This window comes from Congregibacter brevis (assembly GCF_045689245.1).
Taxonomy (GTDB): domain Bacteria; phylum Pseudomonadota; class Gammaproteobacteria; order Pseudomonadales; family Halieaceae; genus Congregibacter; species Congregibacter brevis.
This window is the reverse complement of sequence record NZ_CP136865.1, coordinates 1,328,970-1,349,361: the sequence shown is the minus strand read 5'-3', so window position 1 is coordinate 1,349,361 and position 20,392 is coordinate 1,328,970. Positions and strand designations below refer to the sequence as shown.

Annotated in this window: 21 protein-coding genes; 15 read left to right on the top strand and 6 right to left on the bottom strand. The window is 54.4% G+C overall.

Annotated elements, in window-relative coordinates:
* The first annotated feature begins 132 nt into the window (after positions 1-132).
* The 14 genes from miaB (at position 133) to R0137_RS05875 (ending at position 14,003) form a co-directional block, all read left to right on the top strand.
* Positions 133-1,434 carry a tRNA (N6-isopentenyl adenosine(37)-C2)-methylthiotransferase MiaB gene (gene miaB / locus R0137_RS05940; protein WP_407329979.1) on the top strand — a complete coding sequence of 434 codons (1,302 nt, stop codon included), beginning with the start codon at positions 133-135 and terminating at the stop codon, positions 1,432-1,434.
* Between the two features lie 39 nt (positions 1,435-1,473).
* A complete protein-coding gene (locus R0137_RS05935; RefSeq protein ID WP_407329303.1) occupies positions 1,474-2,502 on the top strand; it encodes a PhoH family protein in 1,029 nt (342 codons plus the stop codon).
* Complete coding sequence (ybeY, locus tag R0137_RS05930; protein WP_407329302.1) at positions 2,502-3,002, top strand: rRNA maturation RNase YbeY; 501 nt, start codon at positions 2,502-2,504, stop codon at positions 3,000-3,002. Before R0137_RS05935 ends, ybeY begins: the two co-directional genes overlap by 1 nt.
* Positions 3,002-3,844: an HlyC/CorC family transporter gene (locus R0137_RS05925; RefSeq protein WP_407329301.1), complete on the top strand. Its 843-nt coding sequence runs from the start codon at positions 3,002-3,004 to the stop codon at positions 3,842-3,844. The genes ybeY and R0137_RS05925 overlap by 1 nt, the downstream gene beginning before the upstream one ends.
* A complete protein-coding gene (gene lnt / locus R0137_RS05920) occupies positions 3,841-5,382 on the top strand; it encodes an apolipoprotein N-acyltransferase (protein ID WP_407329299.1) in 1,542 nt (513 codons plus the stop codon). Before R0137_RS05925 ends, lnt begins: the two co-directional genes overlap by 4 nt.
* 65 nt (positions 5,383-5,447) lie before the next feature.
* Positions 5,448-7,907 (top strand): leucine--tRNA ligase, encoded by a 2,460-nt coding sequence (gene leuS / locus R0137_RS05915; RefSeq protein ID WP_407329297.1) that lies wholly within the window; start codon positions 5,448-5,450, stop codon positions 7,905-7,907.
* A gap of 61 nt (positions 7,908-7,968) precedes the next feature.
* Complete coding sequence (lptE, locus tag R0137_RS05910; protein ID WP_407329296.1) at positions 7,969-8,496, top strand: LPS assembly lipoprotein LptE; 528 nt, start codon at positions 7,969-7,971, stop codon at positions 8,494-8,496.
* Positions 8,497-8,505: 9 nt separating this feature from the next.
* On the top strand, positions 8,506-9,540 hold the full coding sequence (holA, locus tag R0137_RS05905) for a DNA polymerase III subunit delta (RefSeq protein WP_407329295.1): 1,035 nt from the start codon (positions 8,506-8,508) through the stop codon (positions 9,538-9,540).
* Between the two features lies 1 nt (position 9,541).
* Positions 9,542-9,970, top strand: a complete 429-nt coding sequence (locus tag R0137_RS05900) for a GFA family protein (RefSeq protein ID WP_407329294.1) — start codon at positions 9,542-9,544, stop codon at positions 9,968-9,970.
* A gap of 133 nt (positions 9,971-10,103) precedes the next feature.
* Positions 10,104-10,985, top strand: coding sequence for a translesion DNA synthesis-associated protein ImuA (gene imuA / locus R0137_RS05895; RefSeq protein WP_407329292.1), 882 nt, complete (start codon positions 10,104-10,106; stop codon positions 10,983-10,985).
* Between the two features lie 122 nt (positions 10,986-11,107).
* Positions 11,108-11,545 carry an OsmC family protein gene (locus R0137_RS05890; RefSeq protein WP_407329290.1) on the top strand — a complete coding sequence of 146 codons (438 nt, stop codon included), beginning with the start codon at positions 11,108-11,110 and terminating at the stop codon, positions 11,543-11,545.
* A 7-nt stretch (positions 11,546-11,552) separates the two neighbouring features.
* Positions 11,553-11,759 carry a DUF2788 domain-containing protein gene (locus R0137_RS05885; RefSeq protein WP_407329288.1) on the top strand — a complete coding sequence of 69 codons (207 nt, stop codon included), beginning with the start codon at positions 11,553-11,555 and terminating at the stop codon, positions 11,757-11,759.
* 83 nt (positions 11,760-11,842) lie between these two features.
* Complete coding sequence (locus tag R0137_RS05880; protein ID WP_407329287.1) at positions 11,843-13,270, top strand: Y-family DNA polymerase; 1,428 nt, start codon at positions 11,843-11,845, stop codon at positions 13,268-13,270.
* A 325-nt stretch (positions 13,271-13,595) separates the two neighbouring features.
* The gene (locus tag R0137_RS05875) at positions 13,596-14,003 is read left to right on the top strand and encodes a hypothetical protein (protein ID WP_407329285.1); all 408 of its coding nucleotides are present in this window, start codon (positions 13,596-13,598) and stop codon (positions 14,001-14,003) included.
* Positions 14,004-14,067: 64 nt separating this feature from the next.
* On the opposite strand, the gene R0137_RS05870 is transcribed toward R0137_RS05875, so the two are convergent.
* From R0137_RS05870 to R0137_RS05845, 6 genes are all read right to left on the bottom strand, one after another.
* Entirely contained in the window at positions 14,068-14,643 is a 576-nt protein-coding gene (locus tag R0137_RS05870; protein ID WP_407329284.1) for a lipocalin family protein, read from the bottom strand.
* Positions 14,644-14,696: 53 nt separating this feature from the next.
* Positions 14,697-14,978 carry a hypothetical protein gene (locus tag R0137_RS05865; RefSeq protein ID WP_407329282.1) on the bottom strand — a complete coding sequence of 94 codons (282 nt, stop codon included), beginning with the start codon at positions 14,976-14,978 and terminating at the stop codon, positions 14,697-14,699.
* A gap of 102 nt (positions 14,979-15,080) precedes the next feature.
* Complete coding sequence (locus tag R0137_RS05860; RefSeq protein WP_407329280.1) at positions 15,081-16,277, bottom strand: hypothetical protein; 1,197 nt, start codon at positions 16,275-16,277, stop codon at positions 15,081-15,083.
* Between the two features lie 3 nt (positions 16,278-16,280).
* Positions 16,281-17,687 carry an MBOAT family O-acyltransferase gene (locus R0137_RS05855; protein WP_407329279.1) on the bottom strand — a complete coding sequence of 469 codons (1,407 nt, stop codon included), beginning with the start codon at positions 17,685-17,687 and terminating at the stop codon, positions 16,281-16,283.
* A 174-nt stretch (positions 17,688-17,861) separates the two neighbouring features.
* A complete protein-coding gene (locus tag R0137_RS05850; RefSeq protein WP_407329278.1) occupies positions 17,862-18,683 on the bottom strand; it encodes a class I SAM-dependent methyltransferase in 822 nt (273 codons plus the stop codon).
* Entirely contained in the window at positions 18,680-19,522 is an 843-nt protein-coding gene (locus R0137_RS05845) for a lipase family protein (protein WP_407329276.1), read from the bottom strand. Before R0137_RS05845 ends, R0137_RS05850 begins: the two co-directional genes overlap by 4 nt.
* 89 nt (positions 19,523-19,611) lie before the next feature.
* Here R0137_RS05845 and R0137_RS05840 point away from each other — a divergent pair, with 89 nt between their 5' ends.
* The gene (locus R0137_RS05840; RefSeq protein WP_407329274.1) at positions 19,612-20,391 is read left to right on the top strand and encodes an SDR family NAD(P)-dependent oxidoreductase; all 780 of its coding nucleotides are present in this window, start codon (positions 19,612-19,614) and stop codon (positions 20,389-20,391) included.
* The last annotated feature ends 1 nt before the right edge of the window (position 20,392 follow it).

Here is a 20,392-nt window from a genome sequence, read left to right as displayed (position 1 = left end):
GCGACGGCATCCGGCGCTATACTCCGCGGCCCTTTTTCAAAGGCCCTCGCTGCGAGTATTGAACACGCAGGGGCGCCCACAAGGTCAGGAGCGGTGAGCAAAAAAGTTTACGTCAAAACCCACGGTTGTCAGATGAACGAGTACGATTCTGCGCGAATGCAGGATCTGCTGGTGGACAGTCACGGACTCGTGCCCACAGACCGCGAAGATGACGCAGACGTAATCCTGCTCAACACCTGCTCAATCCGTGAGAAGGCGCAAGAAAAAGTCTTCCACCAGCTGGGCCGCTGGAAGAATCTCAAGCAGAAAAACCCCGATCTCATCATTGGTGTAGGCGGCTGCGTTGCCAGCCAGGAAGGAGCTGACATTGGTAAGCGCGCTCCCTACGTTGATCTGGTGTTTGGCCCCCAGACTTTGCATCGCCTACCAGAAATGCTTGATGAACGCCGGGGCAGTGGCAATCTCGTTGTGGACATTACCTTCCCCGAGATCGAAAAGTTTGACCGTCTTCCTGAACCCAGTGTTGAAGGCCCGTCGGCTTTTGTTTCAATTATGGAAGGCTGCAGCAAGTACTGCAGTTTCTGCGTCGTGCCGTACACTCGAGGAGAAGAAGTTTCCCGCCCTCTGGACGACGTAATCGCAGAAGTTGCCAGTCTGGCGAGTCGTGGCGTTCGAGAAGTCAACCTTCTTGGACAAAACGTTAACGCCTACCGCGGTGAAAGCCACGAAGGCGACATCGTAGATTTCGCAGAACTTTTGCATTTTGTTGCCGCTATTCCAGGCATCGACCGCATTCGTTACACCACATCACACCCGGTGGAATTTTCCGAGGCGCTCATTCAAGCCTACGCAGAAATCCCCGAGCTTGTGGATCACCTGCACCTACCGGTGCAAGCGGGCTCCGATCGAGTGCTGGCCAATATGAAGCGCGGCCACACGGTACTCGAATACAAATCGAAGATTCGCAAGCTTCGCGCTATTCGGCCGAATATCAGCCTGTCTTCAGACTTCATTATTGGCTTTCCCGGTGAGACGGAAGCCGATTTTGCGGCGACTATGAAGCTGATAGACGACATAGGTTTCGATATGTCCTTTAGCTTTATTTACAGCGCCCGGCCAGGAACCCCCGCTTCGGACCTGAACGATGACACGGACGAAGACACCAAAAAGTCGCGGCTGCACATTCTTCAGGCAAGGATTAATCAACAGGCCCAGGCGATCAGCCGACATATGGTCGGTACGCGCCAGCGTATCTTGATCACAGGCCCTTCTCGTAAAGATCCGGGTCAGTTACAGGGGCGCACAGAGAACAATCGAGTGGTCAATTTCAGTGCGGACGATCACAGCCTGATCGGGCAGTTTGCCGACGTAACCATTGGCGAGGCGCTCCCCAACTCTCTTCGCGGAGAGCTGATACCCGGAACTGCGGGTTGACTGTGGCGAATTCGTGACTATTCTTGCAGTTCACAGTACATGGCTAGCGCCACTAACAACAATTTGACCTCAGAACCTCCCAGTCCGGGCGGGCAGCCTTTTGGTCTGACCCTCGAACCTGACGATGCACGACATCTAGCGGCCCTGTGCGGGCAGTTTGACGCGCACCTGCGTCAGATCGAAGAGCGCCTGCAAGTAAAGATTCAGTCTCGAGGCAATCGCTTCTCGCTGGAAGGCGACGCTGAAGCTGTGGCCGTCGCTAGCGCCCTCTTGGAACACCTCTACGCTGAAGTGTGTCAGGGCATCGCCGTTACGCCCGAGTCGCTGCACCTTCAACTGCAACATGCGGGAACCGAGGCCAGCGACGACGGCACGTCACAGTTGCAGGTGATTCGTACACGCAAAGGCTCTATTAAGCCCCGCGGGCGCAATCAGCAAAGTTACGTTCGCTCGATTCACAACAACGATATCAACTTCGGAATCGGGCCCGCCGGCACAGGAAAGACCTACCTTGCCGTCGCCTGTGCCGTAGAGGCCTTGCTTGAAGAGCAGGTTCGTCGCATTCTCCTGGTGCGCCCCGCGGTCGAGGCTGGAGAAAAGCTTGGCTATCTGCCGGGCGATCTTAGCCAAAAGGTCGACCCTTACCTGCGTCCCCTCTATGACGCCCTGTATGAAATGCTCGGTTTTGAAACCGTCAGCAAATACATAGAGCGCAGCATCATCGAGGTGGCTCCTCTTGCGTTTATGCGCGGTCGCACTCTCAACCATTCGTTCATTATTTTGGACGAAGCCCAAAACACGACCCGTGAGCAAATGAAAATGTTCCTCACGCGTATTGGCTTTGGATCTACGGCTGTTATTACCGGCGACGCCACCCAGATCGACTTACCGCGAGGCACCCAATCAGGACTTACGCATGCGGCGAACATTCTCGAGGATGTGCCGGGCATAGGCTTTACTTGGTTCGCTAATAGAGATGTAGTGCGTCACCCACTGGTACAGCGAATAGTCGCCGCCTACGAGAGTCACGACGCGAACACCACGAGTCTGGAGAAGAGTAAACCCTGATGCTCACCCTCGACGTATTTCGCGAGACTGTCGAGCAATCCCCGGATGATCAGACGCTCTTACGTGCAGCGGAAACAGCATTGGCACTGGGGACAACGGAGCCAGACAAACACTGGGAAGCGGGACTTCGCATCGTCGACATCGCAGAGATGCGGCAACTTAACTCGCAATATCGCGGCAAGGACAAGCCGACCAACGTGCTGTCTTTTCCGGCTGACCTACCACCCGATGTCACTGTGGATTTGTTGGGGGATATTGTCATTTGTGCCCCGGTGGTCGAAGAAGAAGCCGCAACACAAGAAAAACCTCTCGCCGCACACTGGGATCATATGCTGATCCACGGAGTGCTCCACCTACTGGGTTTCGACCACGAATCTGACGCTGAGGCGACACACATGGAATCCCTGGAAACGCGGGCCCTCGCCACCCTTGGCTGGCCTTGTCCATATCACGCCAACTCGGCGTTTCTCGCTGAGCCCCTTACGGAAGGAAGTCGCTGATGAGCGATGACCGTAACGGCAATGAAGAAAAGTCTCTCTTGGGTCGTATTGCCCAAGCATTTTCTTCTGAGCCTCAGAGCAGGGAGGATCTTAAGGAGATTCTCCAGCTAGCGATGGAAAACGACATCATCGAAGAAGACTCCATGTCGATCATCGATGGTGCCATGCAAGTCAGCGGCATGCAGGCACGGGACATTATGGTTCCCCGTCCCCAGATGGTGGTGATCAAAGCAGAAAGCACCCTCGCCGAGATACTGCCTCATATCTCCGTCAGCAAACACTCTCGCTACCCGGTGATCGGTGAGAGTCCTGACGACATTTTGGGCATTTTGCTTGTGAAAGATCTGCTTCCGCAGATTCTGTCCGACGACCGTGAAAGCTTTGACGTTCGTCACCTGCTCAGGCAGACCGTTGTCGTACCGGAGAGTAAACGACTCAATGTACTGCTCCGTGAGTTTCGTGAAAACCGCAACCATATGGCGATTGTCATTGACGAATACGGCGGCGTCGCCGGCCTGGTCACCATTGAAGACGTATTAGAAGAAATCGTGGGTGAAATCGAAGACGAAACGGACGAAGAAGAAGATCAGTTCATTCGCCGCATCGCCGACGATGATTTTTTTGTGCGGGCGCTAACTCCCATCGAGGATTTCAACAGCTATTTTGAAGTAGCCTTCAGCGATGACGAGTTCGACACCATCGGCGGCTTGGTTATGCACGCCTTTGGTCATATGCCAACGCGCAACGAAATCACTCACATTGAGGGCTTTGAGTTCAAAGTTATCAATGCTGATCAACGAAAAATCCACAGCCTGCGACTGCGTCCCCCCGGCGCGGAATGAGCGGCGCGCTTAGCTCCAGCCCGGCTGCGAGTGCTCTGCCCCGTTGGCAGGTACTGATATTGGCGCCCCTTGCGGGCGCCATGATCACCTTATCCCTAGCACCCTTTGATCTATGGCCCGCTGCCATCGTGGGCTGCGCCGTGTACGCCTACCTCCTTGCAAGCTGCACCCCTCGGCAGGCTATATGGCGTGGTTGGCTGTTTGGCCTTGGTCTGTTTGGCTCCGGTGCTTCCTGGGTGTATGTGAGCATCCACGTCTACGGCAATGCCGGAGTCATCCTCGCTGCTTTTTTGACGCTGGTTTTTTGTGCTGGCCTTGGACTGTTACACGCGCTTCAGGCATGGCTGTACGCGCGCATAGTGAGGCCGCTGCCGGGGGGCATGCTCTTAGGTTTTGCCGCTTTCTGGGTGTTCGGAGAGTGGCTGCGCAGCTGGCTGCTTACGGGCTTCCCCTGGCTGTACCTGGGGTATGGCCATGTAGACACATGGCTCGCGGGTTGGGCGCCGATAACCGGAGTTTACGGACTTTCTTTTGCCGTCGCTTTCACAGCAAGTTGCGCGTTCTTAACCTGGCGAAGCCCTCAACCAGCAACGGTGCTCAGCTATGGTGGACTCCTCGCCACACTGTGGGGTGGCGGACTCATGCTCAAACCCATTGAGTGGGTGGCCCCCGCCAGCGAGACACCGCTAAGCGTAGCGATCTACCAACCCAATATCCCTTTAGAGCGAAAGTGGGATCGGTCTCGTTACCAGAACATTCTCCGCCAATATGAACGCGCGGTCAGCCCCATGTTCGCCCAAGACCTTGTGCTGTGGCCTGAGTCTGCGATCCCAAGGGTCGCCGATCGCGCTGGGGAGTTTCTTGATCCTATCGCCCGGCGCGCAAGTATGAGCGACACGGTGCTAATCACTGGCATCCCCACGCGGGACACCCAGGGCCGTTACTTCAACAGCATCATCGCGCTGGGACAGGGCAAAGGACAGTATGACAAGCAACGGCTCGTGCCTTTTGGTGAGTATGTTCCCTTGGAAGCGCAATTACGGGGGCTCATAGACTTCTTTGATCTCCCCATGTCCAACTTCAGCCGCGGCTCGAACCATCAAGGTCCACTGGAGGCGGGCAATCATCGCGTAGCACCGCTTATTTGCTACGAAATCGTCTATCCCGAACTGGTGGCGCAAAGCGCACAGCAGGCCGAGCTACTCATCACCATCAGCAATGACAGCTGGTTTGGAGCCTCCATCGGCCCCCTACAGCACCTGCAAATGGCGCGGATGCGCGCTTTAGAAAATGGGCGCTACCTCCTCCGCGGGACCAACAACGGCGTATCAGCGATCATTGATCATCGAGGTCAGCTTGTGGCGCGCAGCGAGCAATTCGTTGAGAGCACTCTCATGGGCAACGCCCAGGTCATGCTCGGGAACACGCCTTTCACCAGTTTTGGCTCAATGCCTTTGCTCATTGCCTTGGGACTACTTTTGGGAAGTATGAGCCTTATGTACCGAGTGCTGTGGCGGGACGCCGACAAAGAGCACTGAGACTTCGCCGGAAAACGGGTTTACTGCTACCATGCGCCCTCGAAAAAAAGCACCCAGCAGAGACCATGGAACACTATTACGATCCCCGGAATATTGAACGTGACGCCCAAGCGTTCTGGAACGAAAACCGCAGCTTCGCAGCGCGCGATACCCTCGAAGGCGAGAAGTTCTATTGCCTTTCAATGTTCCCCTATCCCAGTGGCAAACTGCACATGGGGCATGTTCGAAACTACTCTATTTCCGATGCCATAGCGCGCTATCAGCGCATGCTGGGCAAAAACGTACTCCACCCTATGGGTTGGGATGCCTTTGGCCTCCCTGCAGAAAACGCCGCCATTGCGAACAAGACTGCGCCAGCGAAATGGACCCACAGCAACATTGGGCACATGCGTGAGCAGCTCAAGGCACTAGGCTTCAGTTTTGACTGGGAGCGCGAACTCGCGACCTGCACCCCCGAATATTATCGCTGGGAGCAGTGGTTTTTTACGCGACTCTACGAAAAAGGCCTCGTGTACAAGAAGATGGCCACTGTGAACTGGGATCCGGTAGACCAAACGGTACTGGCTAACGAGCAAGTGATAGATGGTCGAGGCTGGCGCTCGGGTGCCCTTATTGAGCGTCGGGAAATTCCCCAGTGGTTCATCCGCATTACCGCCTACGCCGAAGAGCTGCTTAACGATCTGGATAAGCTCGACGGATGGCCAGAGGCCGTGCGCACCATGCAGCGCAACTGGATTGGCAAAAGCCGCGGCGCTGAATTGGCCTTTGGCCTGGAGCAGCCGATCGCGGGGCTAGATCGTATTGAGGTTTATACCACCCGCCCGGACACCCTCTTTGGCGTCACCTATGTAAGCCTTGCTGCAGAGCACCCTATTAGTCTTGCACTCGCGGCGGATAACCCTGCACTGGATCACTTTATTGGGGAGTGCAAAAAAGCGTCGGTAGCAGAAGCTGACATGGCTCAAGCCGAAAAGCTGGGCATGGATACGGGACTCCGTGCAATTCACCCTCTCACCGGAGAACAGGTTCCTGTATGGGTGGCGAACTATGTACTCATGGATTACGGCTCGGGCGCTGTCATGGCCGTCCCTGCTCACGATGAGCGTGACTATGAGTTTGCCAGCAAATACGACCTTCCTATCAAAACCGTGATTTGCGACACCGAAGGGCAAGCGGCAGATGTCGGCGATACCGCCTACACCGATAAAGGCGCGCTTACCGCATCGGGAGATTTTGACGGCCTCGATTTTGATGAGGCTTTTGAGCGTATCGCTGCACGACTCGAAGAGTTAGGCGTGGGCAACGTCACAACACAATACCGCCTGCGCGACTGGGGCGTTTCACGACAGCGATACTGGGGAACACCTATCCCCATGCTAAACCTCGCAGATGGCGGAGAGATCCCCATACCTGCGGATCGCCTCCCTTCACTCCTTCCTGAAGACGTGGTGATGGATGGCGTCGCATCTCCTATCAAGGCAGATCCCGAGTGGCGCAAGTTTGATCTTGACGGTCAAGCTTGTGAGCGCGAAACAGACACCTTTGACACCTTTGTTCAGTCTTCCTGGTACTACGCACGGTTTACCTGCCCGGAGTTTGCCGATGGCATGCTGGACAAAGAACGGGCCGATTACTGGCTGCCGGTAGATCAGTATGTGGGCGGTATCGAACACGCAATTCTGCATCTGCTGTACGCGCGGTTTTTCCACAAGCTCATGCGCGACGAAGGATTATTGAGTTCTGACGAGCCCTTCGCTCGCCTGCTGACTCAGGGCATGGTACTCAAAGACGGCGCAAAAATGTCTAAGTCAAAGGGCAATACCGTTGACCCTCAATCGCTGATTGATAGTCACGGTGCAGATACCGTGCGACTTTTCAGCTTGTTTGCGGCACCGCCAGATCAATCTCTGGAGTGGTCCGAAGATGGCGTTGAGGGCGCACACCGCTTTGTAAAGCGCCTCTGGCGTCTTGTGCACGAACACACGAATAAGGGATCAGCTCCTGCGTTGGACGCAAACTCGCTCAACGACAATGAGCGTGATGCCCGACGAAAGGTTCACGAGACCATCGCCAAAGTCAGCGACGACATGGGGCGACGCCAGACGTTTAACACGGCCATCGCAGCGGTTATGGAGCTGTGTAATGAACTCGGTCGCCTGTCGGGAGAAAGCGATCAGTCTCGTGCGGTGATGCAAGAAGGGCTCGATGCAGTAGTACGCATGCTGGTCCCCATCGTGCCGCACATCTGTCATCACCTTTGGGGAATTCTGGGTGGCGATGGTGATGTCTCCTATGCTGCCTGGCCCATCGTCGATGAGTCAGCATTGGTGCGCGACACCCTTGAGATCGTAGTGCAAGTCAACGGCAAAGTCCGTGCGCGCATGGACGTTGCGGCCGATGCGGATAAGGCAGCTCTGGAAGCCGCCGCACTCGCTGAAGAGAACGCCCTGCGCTTTATGGAGGGCAAGACGGTGCGTAAAGTGATCGTAGTGCCGGGTAAACTTGTGAACATCGTGGTCGGTTAAACTGGATGCTATGGCAGTAAGCCACCGCATTCACAAACAAAACAGTATTCGGAGCAATGGTTTGAACAACAGCGTCCGTGGCAGACTAACCCGCTCTTTGCTGATCATGATGCTGTGTCTGGTCATTGCTGGCTGTGGTTTTCAATTGCGAGGCACAGGCGGGGGCTCGGCGATGCCGGCTGAATGGAGTCGCATGTATCTGGCCTCCAACGACCCCAATGGAGAACTCACCCGGATCGTTGAATCCACCTTTAGCGCCAGCGGCATTATTTGGGTACCCCGCGAGGAAGCACAGCATATCCTTCGCTTGGGGCCCGAGATGTTTAGTCAACGAAATCTGTCGGTCAACGCCCAAGCCCGCGCTGCAGAGTTCGATTTGCAGATGAGTGCAGATTTCATGGTCTTTGACAGCAATCGCGAATTGGTGATGGAGCGCTCTACTGCTGCAGTCAATAAGCAGATGGAAAACGACCCTCAAAATGTCGTGGGTAAAGCTGAAGAAGTTCGAGTGCTCCAAGGCGAGCTGCGCCGAGAGCTCGCCGCGCAGATCCTGCGCAGGATCAGCTTTTTCGCTGCTAACGTCGAATAGCATCGGACTATGCGCATCTATCCCGAGAAGCTTGCCCAGGACCTCGATCGAAAACTCCACCGCGTGTATCTCATCAGCGGCGACGAAACACTATTGGTTCAGGAGTGTGCCGATCAGGTGCGCGCCGCTGCACGTCGCGCCGGCTGCCATGAACGCCACGTCGTCGATAGCAGCGACCGAAGCTTCAGCTGGCAAGACCTTACGCAGGACTCCAGCAGCATGTCGCTATTCGCAGAGCAGCGGCTCATTGAAGTGCGTATCCCCAACGGTAAACCGGGCACGGAGGGCAGCAAAGCCCTGCAGGAGTATCTCGATCATGCTCCCGAAAGCGACACACTGCTGATAGTCGCTGGGAAGATCGACAAAGCCAGCACGAACAGTAAGTGGTACAAGGCCATTGATCAGGCTGGCGCCACGATCCAGCTCTGGCCAGTAAATGCAGAGGAGCTCCCGCGCTGGCTCGAACGTCGCGCGCGAAGCATTAACTTGTCCATTGATCGTGATGGCCTGACGCTCCTTGCCGAAAGGGTCGAAGGCAATTTGCTGGCTGCGGTGCAGGAACTTGAGAAGCTCCGCTTGCTGGCCGGCGACAGTATGGTGACCGCCAAGCAAGTGGCGCATGCGGTGGCTAATAGTGCGCGTTTCGATACCTTTGCGCTCATCGACGTAGCCTTGGGAGGACGCTCCGACGACAGCCTACGCATGCTTCACGGTCTGCGTTCCGAAGGCACCCAGCCACCCGCATTACTTTGGGGGCTGATTCGAGAGCTGCGCCTACTGCGAGGTCTGATGCAGGCCGTTGAAGCTGGACGCCAGCCCATGCAAGCGCTCAACGAAGCCCGTGTCTGGAAAAGCCGCCAGTCGGTAATTCAGGCGGCCATGCGCAGACACTCTGTTGCCAGCTGCGAAGAACTGCTATCCCTGGCGGCCCATGTCGATGGCTGCATCAAGGGTTACGCGCAGGGCGATCCTTGGGAGCAAACAGAGTGGCTTATTGCGGGACTTGCGCGAGACGGCAAACCCACACTGTCGCGATCGGCCTAGTGTGACAGGCCCCGAAAAACCACCCTTAGCAATCACCGGCGCCTGTAACTGCTGCGCAGTGCGCTTTGAGATCAACACGGACGTTTCAGATATCTATGTCTGCCATTGCTCGATCTGCCGACGATCCACGGGGAGTAATGGCATAGCCGTTATCGTCGTTGATAACACAGCGTTTCGCTGGACAGCGGGTGAAGACAGCATTGCCACGTGGAAGAAACCGGATGTCGACTGGCAAACATGGTTTTGTCGCCACTGTGGATCACGCCTCCCTGGCGCCAATGATGCCGAGCGCACCTTTGTTCCCGCAGGCCTCCTCCTGGAAGGCAGTGAGTCTCTCGCGGTAAAGCACCACATTTTTGTGGACTCAAAGGCTGACTGGGATGAGATTGGCGATGACGGTTGCCAGCACCCCGAGGCCTTTGGCAGCTAGACAGACTCAATAGCGACCTGCGCGAAGCTCCGGTAGTAACATGTCTTAATAGGCGACAGGTCAAAAGTATTTACTTGCAGGATGCTCACTTTAAGACTACTGTTTTTATATACAGTACTTTTGGAGAGCAGCGATGTATCAGGATTCAGGTAATACTTTATACGGCACCCCACACAACAACCCACACAACAACCCACACAACAACCCACTCAGTAATCCTGTACATCAGTTGTCCGGGCGCCTAGCCGCAAAGGAAGTCCCTGAGAGCCTGCACAGCGTCATAAGCCGCCGTGATACCTGGCTCGGTTATAGCGATCTTGCCAGTTCGCCACACATTGATAATACCCAGGACAAACAGCATAGCGCCGATAGCGCTGCGAACAGTGACCTTCACTACCATCAGCGCATCCCTACCGGTTTTGGTGCACTGGATGCTCGTCTGTGTGAGCAGGGCTGGCCCTTGGGCACCTGTATCGAAGTCATGAGTGACGCCTCAGGCATGGGCGCTATGGGTTTATTTCTACCGGCCATGGAAGGCCTCAGTCAGCAAGAGCGCTGGCAGGCATTCATCGCCCCCCCCTATACTCCTTACGCCCCCCTCCTTGCAGCTCGAGGAGTAGACACCCAGAAAGTGCTCCTGGTTCACCCCCGAGAGCGTGAAGAACTGCTCTGGAGCACCGAACAAGCTTTGCGCAGCGGCACCTGCAGCGTAGTTTTCAGCTGGCTGGGAAATGGCGAGTATCGTTATGCTGAGCTGCGGAGACTCCAGCTGGCAGCTGCACGCGGCAACACCTTAGCCGTGTTATTCCGGTCTCAGGACGCTGCACATCAACATGCCCCGGCAGCGTTGCGCTTACAGATGAATGCTTACAGGCAGGTACATATCCTCAAACAGCGCAGCGGCATGCAGGGCATCGATGTCTATTTACCCCCAGAGGATGATATTCCGCACCAGCCTCAGCTTTGGGAGTTGCCGAAAGACGAGTTATCTCCAGCGAGCCGTGTCGCCTCCTAGACCAACTGGTTACCTGTAAAAACAGTAAACCTTGAGTTTATCCGCCTATTCCTGTCATGAGTGCTCTGCCCTAAAATGCGGGCACTTAATGACCTTCGCTTTTGTGGACAGGAATAGCCTCTATGCAAGATTTCCCCCATCACTATCAGGTTAACGGCAGCGCCACAGCTGACAGTCCCGTTATACTCACCGCTGAGAACGTCTCAGAAATTGTAACTGCGCCACCCGCCGAGTTTGGTGGACCAGGCGACAAGTGGTCACCAGAGTCATTACTCGTCGCGGCAGTAGCGGACTGCTTTATTTTGTCATTCCGGGCCATCGCCCGCGCGTCGAAACTGGAATGGAGCGATCTTCAGTGCAAGGCATCAGGGACCCTGGACCGTGTAGAGCGGGTGACGAGATTCACGGGGATCAACGTGGAGGCCACGCTTAGCATTCCCGCGGGCACTGACATCGAGAAGGCCGAGAAGCTTCTGCACAAAGCCGAGCAAAGCTGCCTGATTACAAACTCTCTGATAGCCGAAAGCACGCTGAGCACAAACATTGCGGTAGACGACTAGAGCTTTCATGGATCAATGGTTAACAGAGTACGGCGTCACCATTGGCGTCGGCGGTCTGATTATATTCATGGTATTTATCGTCTGGGATCTCGCCAAGCGCAGTAACGCCGGCGTATTTGGCACGATGATCCTCTATCTTGCGCTTGCGCTGGGTGTTCTGGGCTTTGTGATCAAGATAGCTATCAGCTACCTGTTAGAGCGAGGCATGAACTAAAACCCAGTCTTTTCGCTGAACAGGTATCGCCATACAGCAGAAAATTAAGTACTGTATAAATATACAGCACTTAGAATATCCACATGCAACTCTGGTTATGCCTGCGCCTTAGCGAGCTGGCTGTTCAATGCCTTCCTCAGCGGCGCCCCCAAGCCCTCGCCGTCGTAGACCGGCAGCGCATCTATGCCGTCAACGCAACGGCTAGCCTCCTGGGTCTGGAGCCCGGCATGGACCCGGTAGCAGCCCGCAGTCTCGCGGGTGAGAGCCCCCTGCAGCTTTTACCCCGAGATCCCGATGCTGAGGTACAGGCTCTCGAAAGCCTTTGTTGCTGGGCCTATGGCATCACCCCGCACCTCTACCCATTTAGAGGAGACTGCCTGATGCTTGAAATTGGCGGCTCTCTCAGGCTTTTTGGGGGCAGCGACGCCATTACTCGTCACGCCCGACAAGGCCTCGCCGGTCGCGGTTACAGCGCTGACATTGCCTTGGGTACTACGCCACTGGCCGCCTGGGCTTTTTCGCATACAAATAGTCACGGCCTTGCATCAAGTGATTACTCCCAGGGAGAACAGCTCAACAACATCTCCCTACAAACACTTGAGCCCTTACACGAGCAGTTCGAGATACTACAGCGCAGCGGTTTCAATACTCTTGGAGAAGTCCTCGCCCTACCCAGCGCATCTTTAAACCGCCGCTGCGGAGCGCAGTTCCGAGAGCTTCTTCAACATTTAAGTGGCGAGGTGGTTGCACCGCCTGTCCACTTTGAACCTCCCCACTGCTTTGTAGACAGCTACCCCTTGGGCTATCCCGTGCAAAACCAAGATGAACTAGGCCCCGCTCTGGAACAACTCCTGGCATCCCTGGAGGATTACCTTCGTCAACGACAACTACAAACTCGGCAAATCGTCTGGCATTTTTCAGGCTTAAACAGTTACCGGGAAGTGCTGGACGTGCGTACCAGCGAAGCGCGCACCCCACGACAAGACTGGTATCGTCTAACCCGACTGCGCCTGGAACGACAGCCTTTTACTCAAGAAGTGGAACTGGTACAGCTGCGGGCCGAGTCTCTGGAGTCCGCACAACCAACCAGTGGAGATCTTTTTCGCCAAGCCAGTCAGTCGGAATCCACCAGCCAGCTGGTTGACCTGCTAAGCAATCGGTTGGGCTCCCAGGCAGTTAACAGCCTTCATCATCGCGATGCGCATTTACCAGAGCATAGCTCTGCGAAAGCTGCGACGGGGACTCCCGGCACCCTACCCCCTGTCGGCACGGCCCAAAGGCCGTTCTGGCTGTTATCCGAACCAGAAGCGCTGCGTCATGAGGGCGAAGATCTACTGTTCTGGGGAAGCCGCCTGGAACTAATCTATGGACCAGAACGCATCGAAGACGGCTGGTGGGAGCGCAGCACCAGTCGTGATTATTTTGTTGCTCGCAATGGACAGGGACAGCGTTTCTGGGTGTTTCACGAACGTCGAAAGCAGCGGTGGTTCATGCAGGGATTCTTTGCGTAACACACAAAAAGTTCGACCGAATATGACAAAATTATTACAAATTTATGAAAACTATAGCTTTTTAGGTCAGATTCGACATAAACTACAAATCTGCCTAGCACAGCTATATTTCATTTATGTGACAGTCTGTAACAATTCGCTGCACTAAATTATGGAATCATGAAGGTTATGAGGAGCTGAGCAACGATGGCATTAAATTTAAACCCTAGGATAGGCGCGATAATAAAGAATCGGACGGAAAAACAAAGATCGGGAACGGCTGTATAAGCCCGACGAATCGAGACATCTGCGCGACCCGCATCGCCGTGAGGCGAAGGAGAAACAAATGTACAACACACAAAAATCAGACACCCGCTCACTGAAGAGCGTCAAAAGCATCACAGGCATAAAGAGCAGCCTGCTCATCGCAGCAAGCGCCATAGGCCTATCGTTATTACCATTACAAGCAAGCGCTGAAATCACGCAAGACTGCATCCTCGAAGGGACCGTTGATATGCGGAAAGCCCAGGAACTAGGGCAACCGGTATACGTCAACTTCCGCAATGCACGCCGGGGCACCGAAGCTGGCTGCAGCATGAATCGACGTAGCAAGAGTCGCCGCGTACAGTTCATCAGCACTCCGGATACCAGTACCGTTGAAAGCGCGGCTCATGGCAGCAAAGTTCGCTACCGCTACACCGAGCGCGACAACGAGGTGGGCAAGTGGGAGTTACTAGAAGTCAGCGGTACTTAAGCACTCGCCGATTTGAACTAAAAAGGCCCCGCGGCAACGCCGGGCCTTTTTTGATGCCGCCCTGTCACTCCTGACGATCCCCTTCCATGGGTGATTGATCGACCCATATAAGGTCATCTGTATTAAAGCCAAGAGCCGAGGCGCTCTCGACGAACTCTGCGCGTAGTGCATCAGACACCGTCGGTGTGCGAGCAAGCAGCCACAGATAATCTCGATTAAAACCCGAGACAAAGGCGTACTCGTAATTCTCGCGCTCAAGCTCAAACACCACATAGGAAGCATAGAAAGGACCAAAAAATGAAACCTTTAGATGGGCTTCGCTTTCATCGTCGACAAAGCTCGCTTTGCCCTCAATATCGCTCCACTCCAAATCTTCAGTGTTATAGCCACGATTAAACACTCGCACAGAGCCATCCTCTCGCCAGGCATACTCGGCGGTGACGTTTCTCAGGCCCCGCTCAAAGCTATGATCTAAGCGTGCAATCTCGTACCAGCGCCCGAGGTATCGATCAGCTTCAAAGTCCTGCACTGCGACAACACCCTCAGGCGTCCCAATACATGCTGTTAATAGAGGCAGTAAAAGCGCTGTCGCTGCCCACCGCGCTGTACGCTGTATTCTTGTGTGTACGTTTCTGAACATTTGACTCTCTCTAATGATCACCAAGCGAGAGCTTAGCGTTTTTTGCAGAGCACTTAACGATTTTTGCGACGCAAAAAATGACTGAACTGGCGGCAACGGGCCGAACGAAACTCGTCCTCATAACGACTTCGAGATTTACGCCATGAGGCCATTTGGGCATTAGAGCCGCCTTTGCGACGCAACCGGGTGTAGTGTTCGATCTTGTCATCAATATAAACACAACGCTGAAGCGCTTTGCTATTAATCGCAGCCCCGCCACCGGCAGCAAAACCATCTGCAGCGAAGCAAGCTCCCACAGCAAGTACGATTAGGGCTGAGACAAGCGGTCTGATCATTTGTCCATGATCAATACCTGTCGCTACTTTGCGAACACCCTAATCACCCAGAGTTCTTCAGAAGTGTGCTAAATCCCCCGAAAGAGCGAAGGCAAACGCGGTTTAAAACTGCGCTTCGGCGAGCATCTTCAGCGCTGGGTTAGGTATCCCGCCATCATGGGACAACACGATGACGTCATCGGGCTTGAGCCTATCCATCATCTGCTGAATAAAGGTCTCGGCCTCGTCTTTCTGGAGGGCATTGAGATTAACGTGTGTCAGCGTCTTGAAGCCCGGAGCGATATGCGGAGCCACAAACGCACCAAAGGAATTTGAGAGGAGCAGTGCTGAGCGCGAAGACGCGGGCCTCGCTGACACGTAACGCCCAAAATCTCGTGCCCGAGTGTAGTAGCGTTTAATCCACTCGGGTTTCGCTCTACTTACCTTTATGCCGTAGTCAGCATAAGGATACCGCCAGGCTTCGACCCTACGCGTAAATCCCATGACGCGCATATCCGCACCAATTTCTCCAAGGCTGGCACCCTTGGAGTAACTATCTCCCGGCTCGATACCCAATGATCTCAACAAGCCTTTGGCAAACACGTGATTGATCATGCTCGCAGAATGGAAGTTGCCCGGCGGGTAGAACGCCGGCTCATCACGAAGCTCAAGTAGCTCTTCTACGGGGAAGTGAATCAAGTAGTCTTTCCCCGCAGATCTTGTTTTTAGCAACCCAGCGGTGCTCAGCATGGGATCAAGAGATGTGCAGGCTCTTCGGACCGGCGCAGGCACGGTTCGCGGAAGACGATCCGGATACAACAGCGGCTTGGAGGGCACTAAGGCATAACTGATGGTAGCACCGCGTCGCCGAACAGAAGAACCAAACTGCTCCATTGCCAGCTCAACGCTCTTCACCTGCGGCATCCTGGGGATGCAGGACTTGCGCAGCGCCGCGTGCGGCCGCGTTGCACTGTGGGCATTGAAGAACACAAACCCATCTTCGCCCACGTCCACATTGGCAACAGGCCTGTCGCCAAACACATAGAACTGAAGCATCCGATAAGTTTTATTGAGAGACATGGCGAAGCCAACATGGTCGTTAACAAACGACTCAAGCTCAGGAAAAAACATTTTGGCTGACCCCGCTTGCCTGACATCAGGAAGAGCTGCCAACTCACGTTTCTCCCAGTTTTGGCGAGCCTTATGGTCCGTAAAAAAACCAGCAACCGCGGGCAAAAGAAACACCAGGGCAACCGCTGCTATGGCCAGTCTAGTGCGACTGCCGAATCCTACTGTTTCACTTTCGGTCTGCTCACTCACTGGCTAGAACCTGAAGTAAATAAATGGATTGTAAGTGCCTGACATGATGTACATCGAACACACGAGGAGCAAGACGAGCGCGACAAGACCATTCGCTACAGCAGAAACGGTCGTAAGCTGGAGAGCATCACTATCGCTGAAATCCTCGCCATTCCTGAAGACTCGCAAGCCCTCAAGCACCGGCATGCAGAGCAGAAGACCCAGCAGCATAAAAGCCAAGTTCTCGTTACTCACCAGGCGCACAAAACTAATCCCCTTAGCGGGAACATCAAAGAACATAGCCTGCAGGTAATAGCTTGCGTGGCTAAAGTTTTCGGCCCGAAAAACAACCCAACCAATCATCACTAAAAGCAAGGCGTAGATATGTTGCGCTGGACGAGGAAGCACCCTTAGAAGTCGGCCGAGCCCGGCGCGCTCCACTGCCAGAATAACGCCGTGAAAAACACCCCAGATGATGAACGTCCACGCGGCGCCATGCCAAAATCCACACAACAAGAACACCGTAAACAAGTTGATATACGTCCGTAGCTTACCGTGTCTGTTACCGCCGAGCGGGATGTAGAGATAGTCGCGGAACCAGGAGGATAGCGACATATGCCAGCGTCGCCAGAACTCAGTAATCGAGCGGGACATGTAAGGAAAATCAAAATTCTTGGGGAAGTGAAAACCCATCACCCGACCAATCCCAATGGCCATCAGGGAGTAACCGGCAAAATCAAAGAAAATCTGCAAGGTGTAAGCGACTATCCCCGTCCAGGCATTAAGCGTCGACAGCTGTTTCGAGGTAAAGCCAAAAACGGTGTCCGCGACCTCTGCTGCGTTGTTGGCGATGAGAACCTTGTAGCTCAGCCCTACTACAAAAAGGATCACACCCCGGTAAACATCGTAGGACGAAATCTGGCGAGTACGAATCGCCTCGGCAACGGTGGAATAGCGGACAATTGGGCCAGCAATAAGCTGAGGGAACATCGCGATGTAAAGTGCCAGATCGAAGTATGAGCGTGCTTTTGGCGAATCGCCTCTGTAAACATCAATGAGGTAAGAGATCGACTGAAATATGAAGAACGAAATACCCAACGGCAGGTGAGGAATATCCTGCTCCGGGATAGGGAGCTCCAGCACGCCGCTAATAAGAAAGCCGAAGTACTTGTAGTAGCCGAGCACCAATAAGTTGGCCGCAACCCCCAGCGCCAGAAATCGGAAACGATGATTACCCTCCTCCAACCGCTGGCCGATGAGATAGTTAAAAGCTACCGTCCCCAGCAAAAGTAGGACGTAAGCGCCCTCCCCCCAGGCAAAAAACAAGAGACTGAAAACCAGCGCCGTCAGGTTTCGCCATGGCAGTACGGCATAGCACAGCAAAAACAGCGGCAAAAATACGAACAGGAATGATGTGGTGGAAAAAACCATAATCGACGCTAATGAGCGCTCTACAAAGACCGGCAGTCTTATAACAGGACAACACGCTTATGGCGAGCGGCGAACGGTGAGCTGCGAACGGTGAACTGCGAACGGTGAACGGTGAACTGCGAAAAGTCAGCTGTGAAAAGCGAGCAGCGGAAAGTAAAGGTTTGGGCCCTCAGCTCACCCTGGCCTGATCTCCACGACCATGGGCATCCAGTGCCTGGCGCCTGGCACTAGAGGTACCATCGAACTTGCCAGCTTAGTAACACCCCGGGGAAAGCTCGGATAATCAATGAACTCAAGCTCACAGGAACGTCCAACCCAGCTTTTGAGTTGCCTGGGCAACATGAACCGGTGAACACCCCAGGGCATTACCGGCGTACGATAGTGTCGTGTTAAGGGTAGCCCCCTTGCCACCAAAGACGCTCGAGACACCCAATTGGGAATCACATCGAACACGATATGGCACTGCGGGAACCGAGCGGCCATATCCCTCAGAAGGTTCCTCACATCTTGTTCACGAAAGTACATAAACAAGCCTTGCGCAGCGATCAATACCGGGCGATCGTCGGGAATTACCTCCATCCACCCTCTATCAGTAGCCGATAGGGGAATGTGCTCATGCTTATGATCAGGAGAAATAAACCGCTCCCTGACCGCAATGGCCTCCGGTAGATCTACGGTGTACCAATGACACACCTCTTCGGCAAGTCGATACCGCTGAGTCTCCAAACCCTCCCCAAGGTTGACGACGGTGGAGTCAGGATTATCCGCAAGGAAGGCGGAAACACGCTCATCAAACAGTTTTGCACGCAGCGCAGCCATGGGGTTACTCCGCCCAAAGCTGCGCTCAAAGTCATAATCGAGCCCCCGATAGATTTCTATTGCTTTGCTGTCTGAAAAAACCCCGTCTGTCCGCATCGCTTCCTGCGCACGGCTATAAAGCGTCCAAAGCATGGTCTCGGGAACATCGGTGAGCCCTGGTGGCTGAGGCTCAGTCATCTACCCTTCACTCGCTGTTCACGAGCAAGATCCTTCAGCAGTCTTGGTACATAACTGTTACTGGCCGTCGTCAGTCGATGATTGTCGGCGATATCAAAGCGCTTGCCAGTCATGTGTACAAAGTTCTTCAATGCGGCTATACGCTCATCCAACCAGGAGCCCTTAGTACGTTTTTTGTGATTGTGCTTCAGTATGACCCTTGAACCGGGATGACTAAAGAACGGCTCTGGCGGCACATGGGGAACAACATCGCCAGAATTCACCACACGATAATGAGGGCCGCCGATCTTTTTGTTAAGTGCGGATGCAAATTTCTCGTTTCCCGGGCGCGGACTGGCGAAGGTGTATACGCCGTAGACATTGATTTTGTTCTCCAGAAGCATTCCCGCAAACAACGAACACAAGGCGCCCCCGAGGCTGTGACCAGTTATCCAGAGTCGGCGACGCTCCGTCGAATCTTCACGGAGTATTTCCGTAAGCTTGATGACCGCTGGGTACAAAGAATCCTGAAAGCCCTCATGGGCGCCTGTGCTCTCAAAGGGCCCCGGATCTTGCGAGGCCTGAAAGTTTGCAAACCAATCACTACCCGAGTCACTGCCACGAAAAACCACAACGATATTGCTGTCGTCAGCCATGATGAAACACTGGGTATCGATGTCAGGCTTCTTCTTTCGCGATACGAGGCCTAAGAACCGGTAACCCCAGGTGATTTCTACACAGTGTTTGATATCTTGCAATCTCGCATAGGAAAGCTCGCAGGCGAGCGCCAGCGAGAGGGCGTTTTGTGAGTCGTAGGCATTACTGACCTGCAAGGGCCGAAAATGCTCCGCATACTTCATAGGCACCCCGATAAACTGAATATCTCTTTCACTATTATGCCGCTATGCTGGCATTCGATGGTAACTAACTACAATAAGGAGCTTTTTCAATGTCCACGACAGATCAAACACTGGCCGGAAAGGTCGCCCTCGTAACAGGTGCAGCATCCGGCATAGGCGAAGCCTCTGCTCGAAAACTGGCTGAGCACGGCGCTGCGCTGATACTCACGGATATTGATCAAGCTGGCGCGGAAACACTCACGACAAAGCTCACTGCGATCGGCGCGAAGGCTATAGCGGTACACCACGATGTCACCAAGCCAGACGATTGGGATCGCGCAGTAAGCCTCGCAGTCGAGAGCTTTGGTGGTTTAGATATCCTGGTGAACAACGCAGGCATCGCCAGTGACAACACCGATCTTATGAACCTTGATCTGGAAAAATGGCATAGCGTGCTGTCAATAAACCTGGATGGCGTTTTTCTCGGGCTACGCTACGCTGGGCCAGCCCTCGAAAAACGCGGCGGAGGATCAGTCATCAACATTAGCTCGATCCTAGGTAAGGTTGGCTTGCCCGGGGCCGCTCCCTACTGCGCCTCTAAAGGTGCAGTGACACTGCTCACCAAGTCTGCCGCGCTGGAATGGGCGCCGTTGAATATACGCGTCAACTCAGTTCACCCGGGCTTCGTAGAGACGCCGCTCGTAACGCAGACCCTGGAAGATCGCGAAGACGGTGAAGACATGCATCAGTTACTGATCGCCGCACATCCCATTGGCCGCCTCGGTCAAGCGGACGAAATAGCAAATGCCGTTGCTTTCCTAGCCTCTGATGAATCGAGTTTCATGACCGGATCAGAACTGGTCATCGATGGCGGATACACCGCGCAGTGAT

Bases quoted from the DNA above. Each gene is read 5' to 3' on its own strand.
- miaB (WP_407329979.1), top strand. From the start codon at position 133: ATGAACGAGTACGATTCTGCGCGAATGCAGGATCTGCTGGTGGACAGT.
- R0137_RS05935 (WP_407329303.1), top strand. From the start codon at position 1,474: ATGGCTAGCGCCACTAACAACAATTTGACCTCAGAACCTCCCAGTCCG.
- ybeY (WP_407329302.1), top strand. From the start codon at position 2,502: ATGCTCACCCTCGACGTATTTCGCGAGACTGTCGAGCAATCCCCGGAT.
- R0137_RS05925 (WP_407329301.1), top strand. From the start codon at position 3,002: ATGAGCGATGACCGTAACGGCAATGAAGAAAAGTCTCTCTTGGGTCGT.
- lnt (WP_407329299.1), top strand. From the start codon at position 3,841: ATGAGCGGCGCGCTTAGCTCCAGCCCGGCTGCGAGTGCTCTGCCCCGT.
- leuS (WP_407329297.1), top strand. From the start codon at position 5,448: ATGGAACACTATTACGATCCCCGGAATATTGAACGTGACGCCCAAGCG.
- holA (WP_407329295.1), top strand. From the start codon at position 8,506: ATGCGCATCTATCCCGAGAAGCTTGCCCAGGACCTCGATCGAAAACTC.
- imuA (WP_407329292.1), top strand. From the start codon at position 10,104: ATGTATCAGGATTCAGGTAATACTTTATACGGCACCCCACACAACAAC.
- R0137_RS05890 (WP_407329290.1), top strand. From the start codon at position 11,108: ATGCAAGATTTCCCCCATCACTATCAGGTTAACGGCAGCGCCACAGCT.
- R0137_RS05885 (WP_407329288.1), top strand. From the start codon at position 11,553: ATGGATCAATGGTTAACAGAGTACGGCGTCACCATTGGCGTCGGCGGT.
- R0137_RS05880 (WP_407329287.1), top strand. From the start codon at position 11,843: ATGCAACTCTGGTTATGCCTGCGCCTTAGCGAGCTGGCTGTTCAATGC.
- R0137_RS05875 (WP_407329285.1), top strand. From the start codon at position 13,596: ATGTACAACACACAAAAATCAGACACCCGCTCACTGAAGAGCGTCAAA.
- R0137_RS05870 (WP_407329284.1), bottom strand. From the start codon at position 14,643: ATGTTCAGAAACGTACACACAAGAATACAGCGTACAGCGCGGTGGGCA.
- R0137_RS05865 (WP_407329282.1), bottom strand. From the start codon at position 14,978: ATGATCAGACCGCTTGTCTCAGCCCTAATCGTACTTGCTGTGGGAGCT.
- R0137_RS05855 (WP_407329279.1), bottom strand. From the start codon at position 17,687: ATGGTTTTTTCCACCACATCATTCCTGTTCGTATTTTTGCCGCTGTTT.
- R0137_RS05850 (WP_407329278.1), bottom strand. From the start codon at position 18,683: ATGACTGAGCCTCAGCCACCAGGGCTCACCGATGTTCCCGAGACCATG.
- R0137_RS05845 (WP_407329276.1), bottom strand. From the start codon at position 19,522: ATGAAGTATGCGGAGCATTTTCGGCCCTTGCAGGTCAGTAATGCCTAC.
- R0137_RS05840 (WP_407329274.1), top strand. From the start codon at position 19,612: ATGTCCACGACAGATCAAACACTGGCCGGAAAGGTCGCCCTCGTAACA.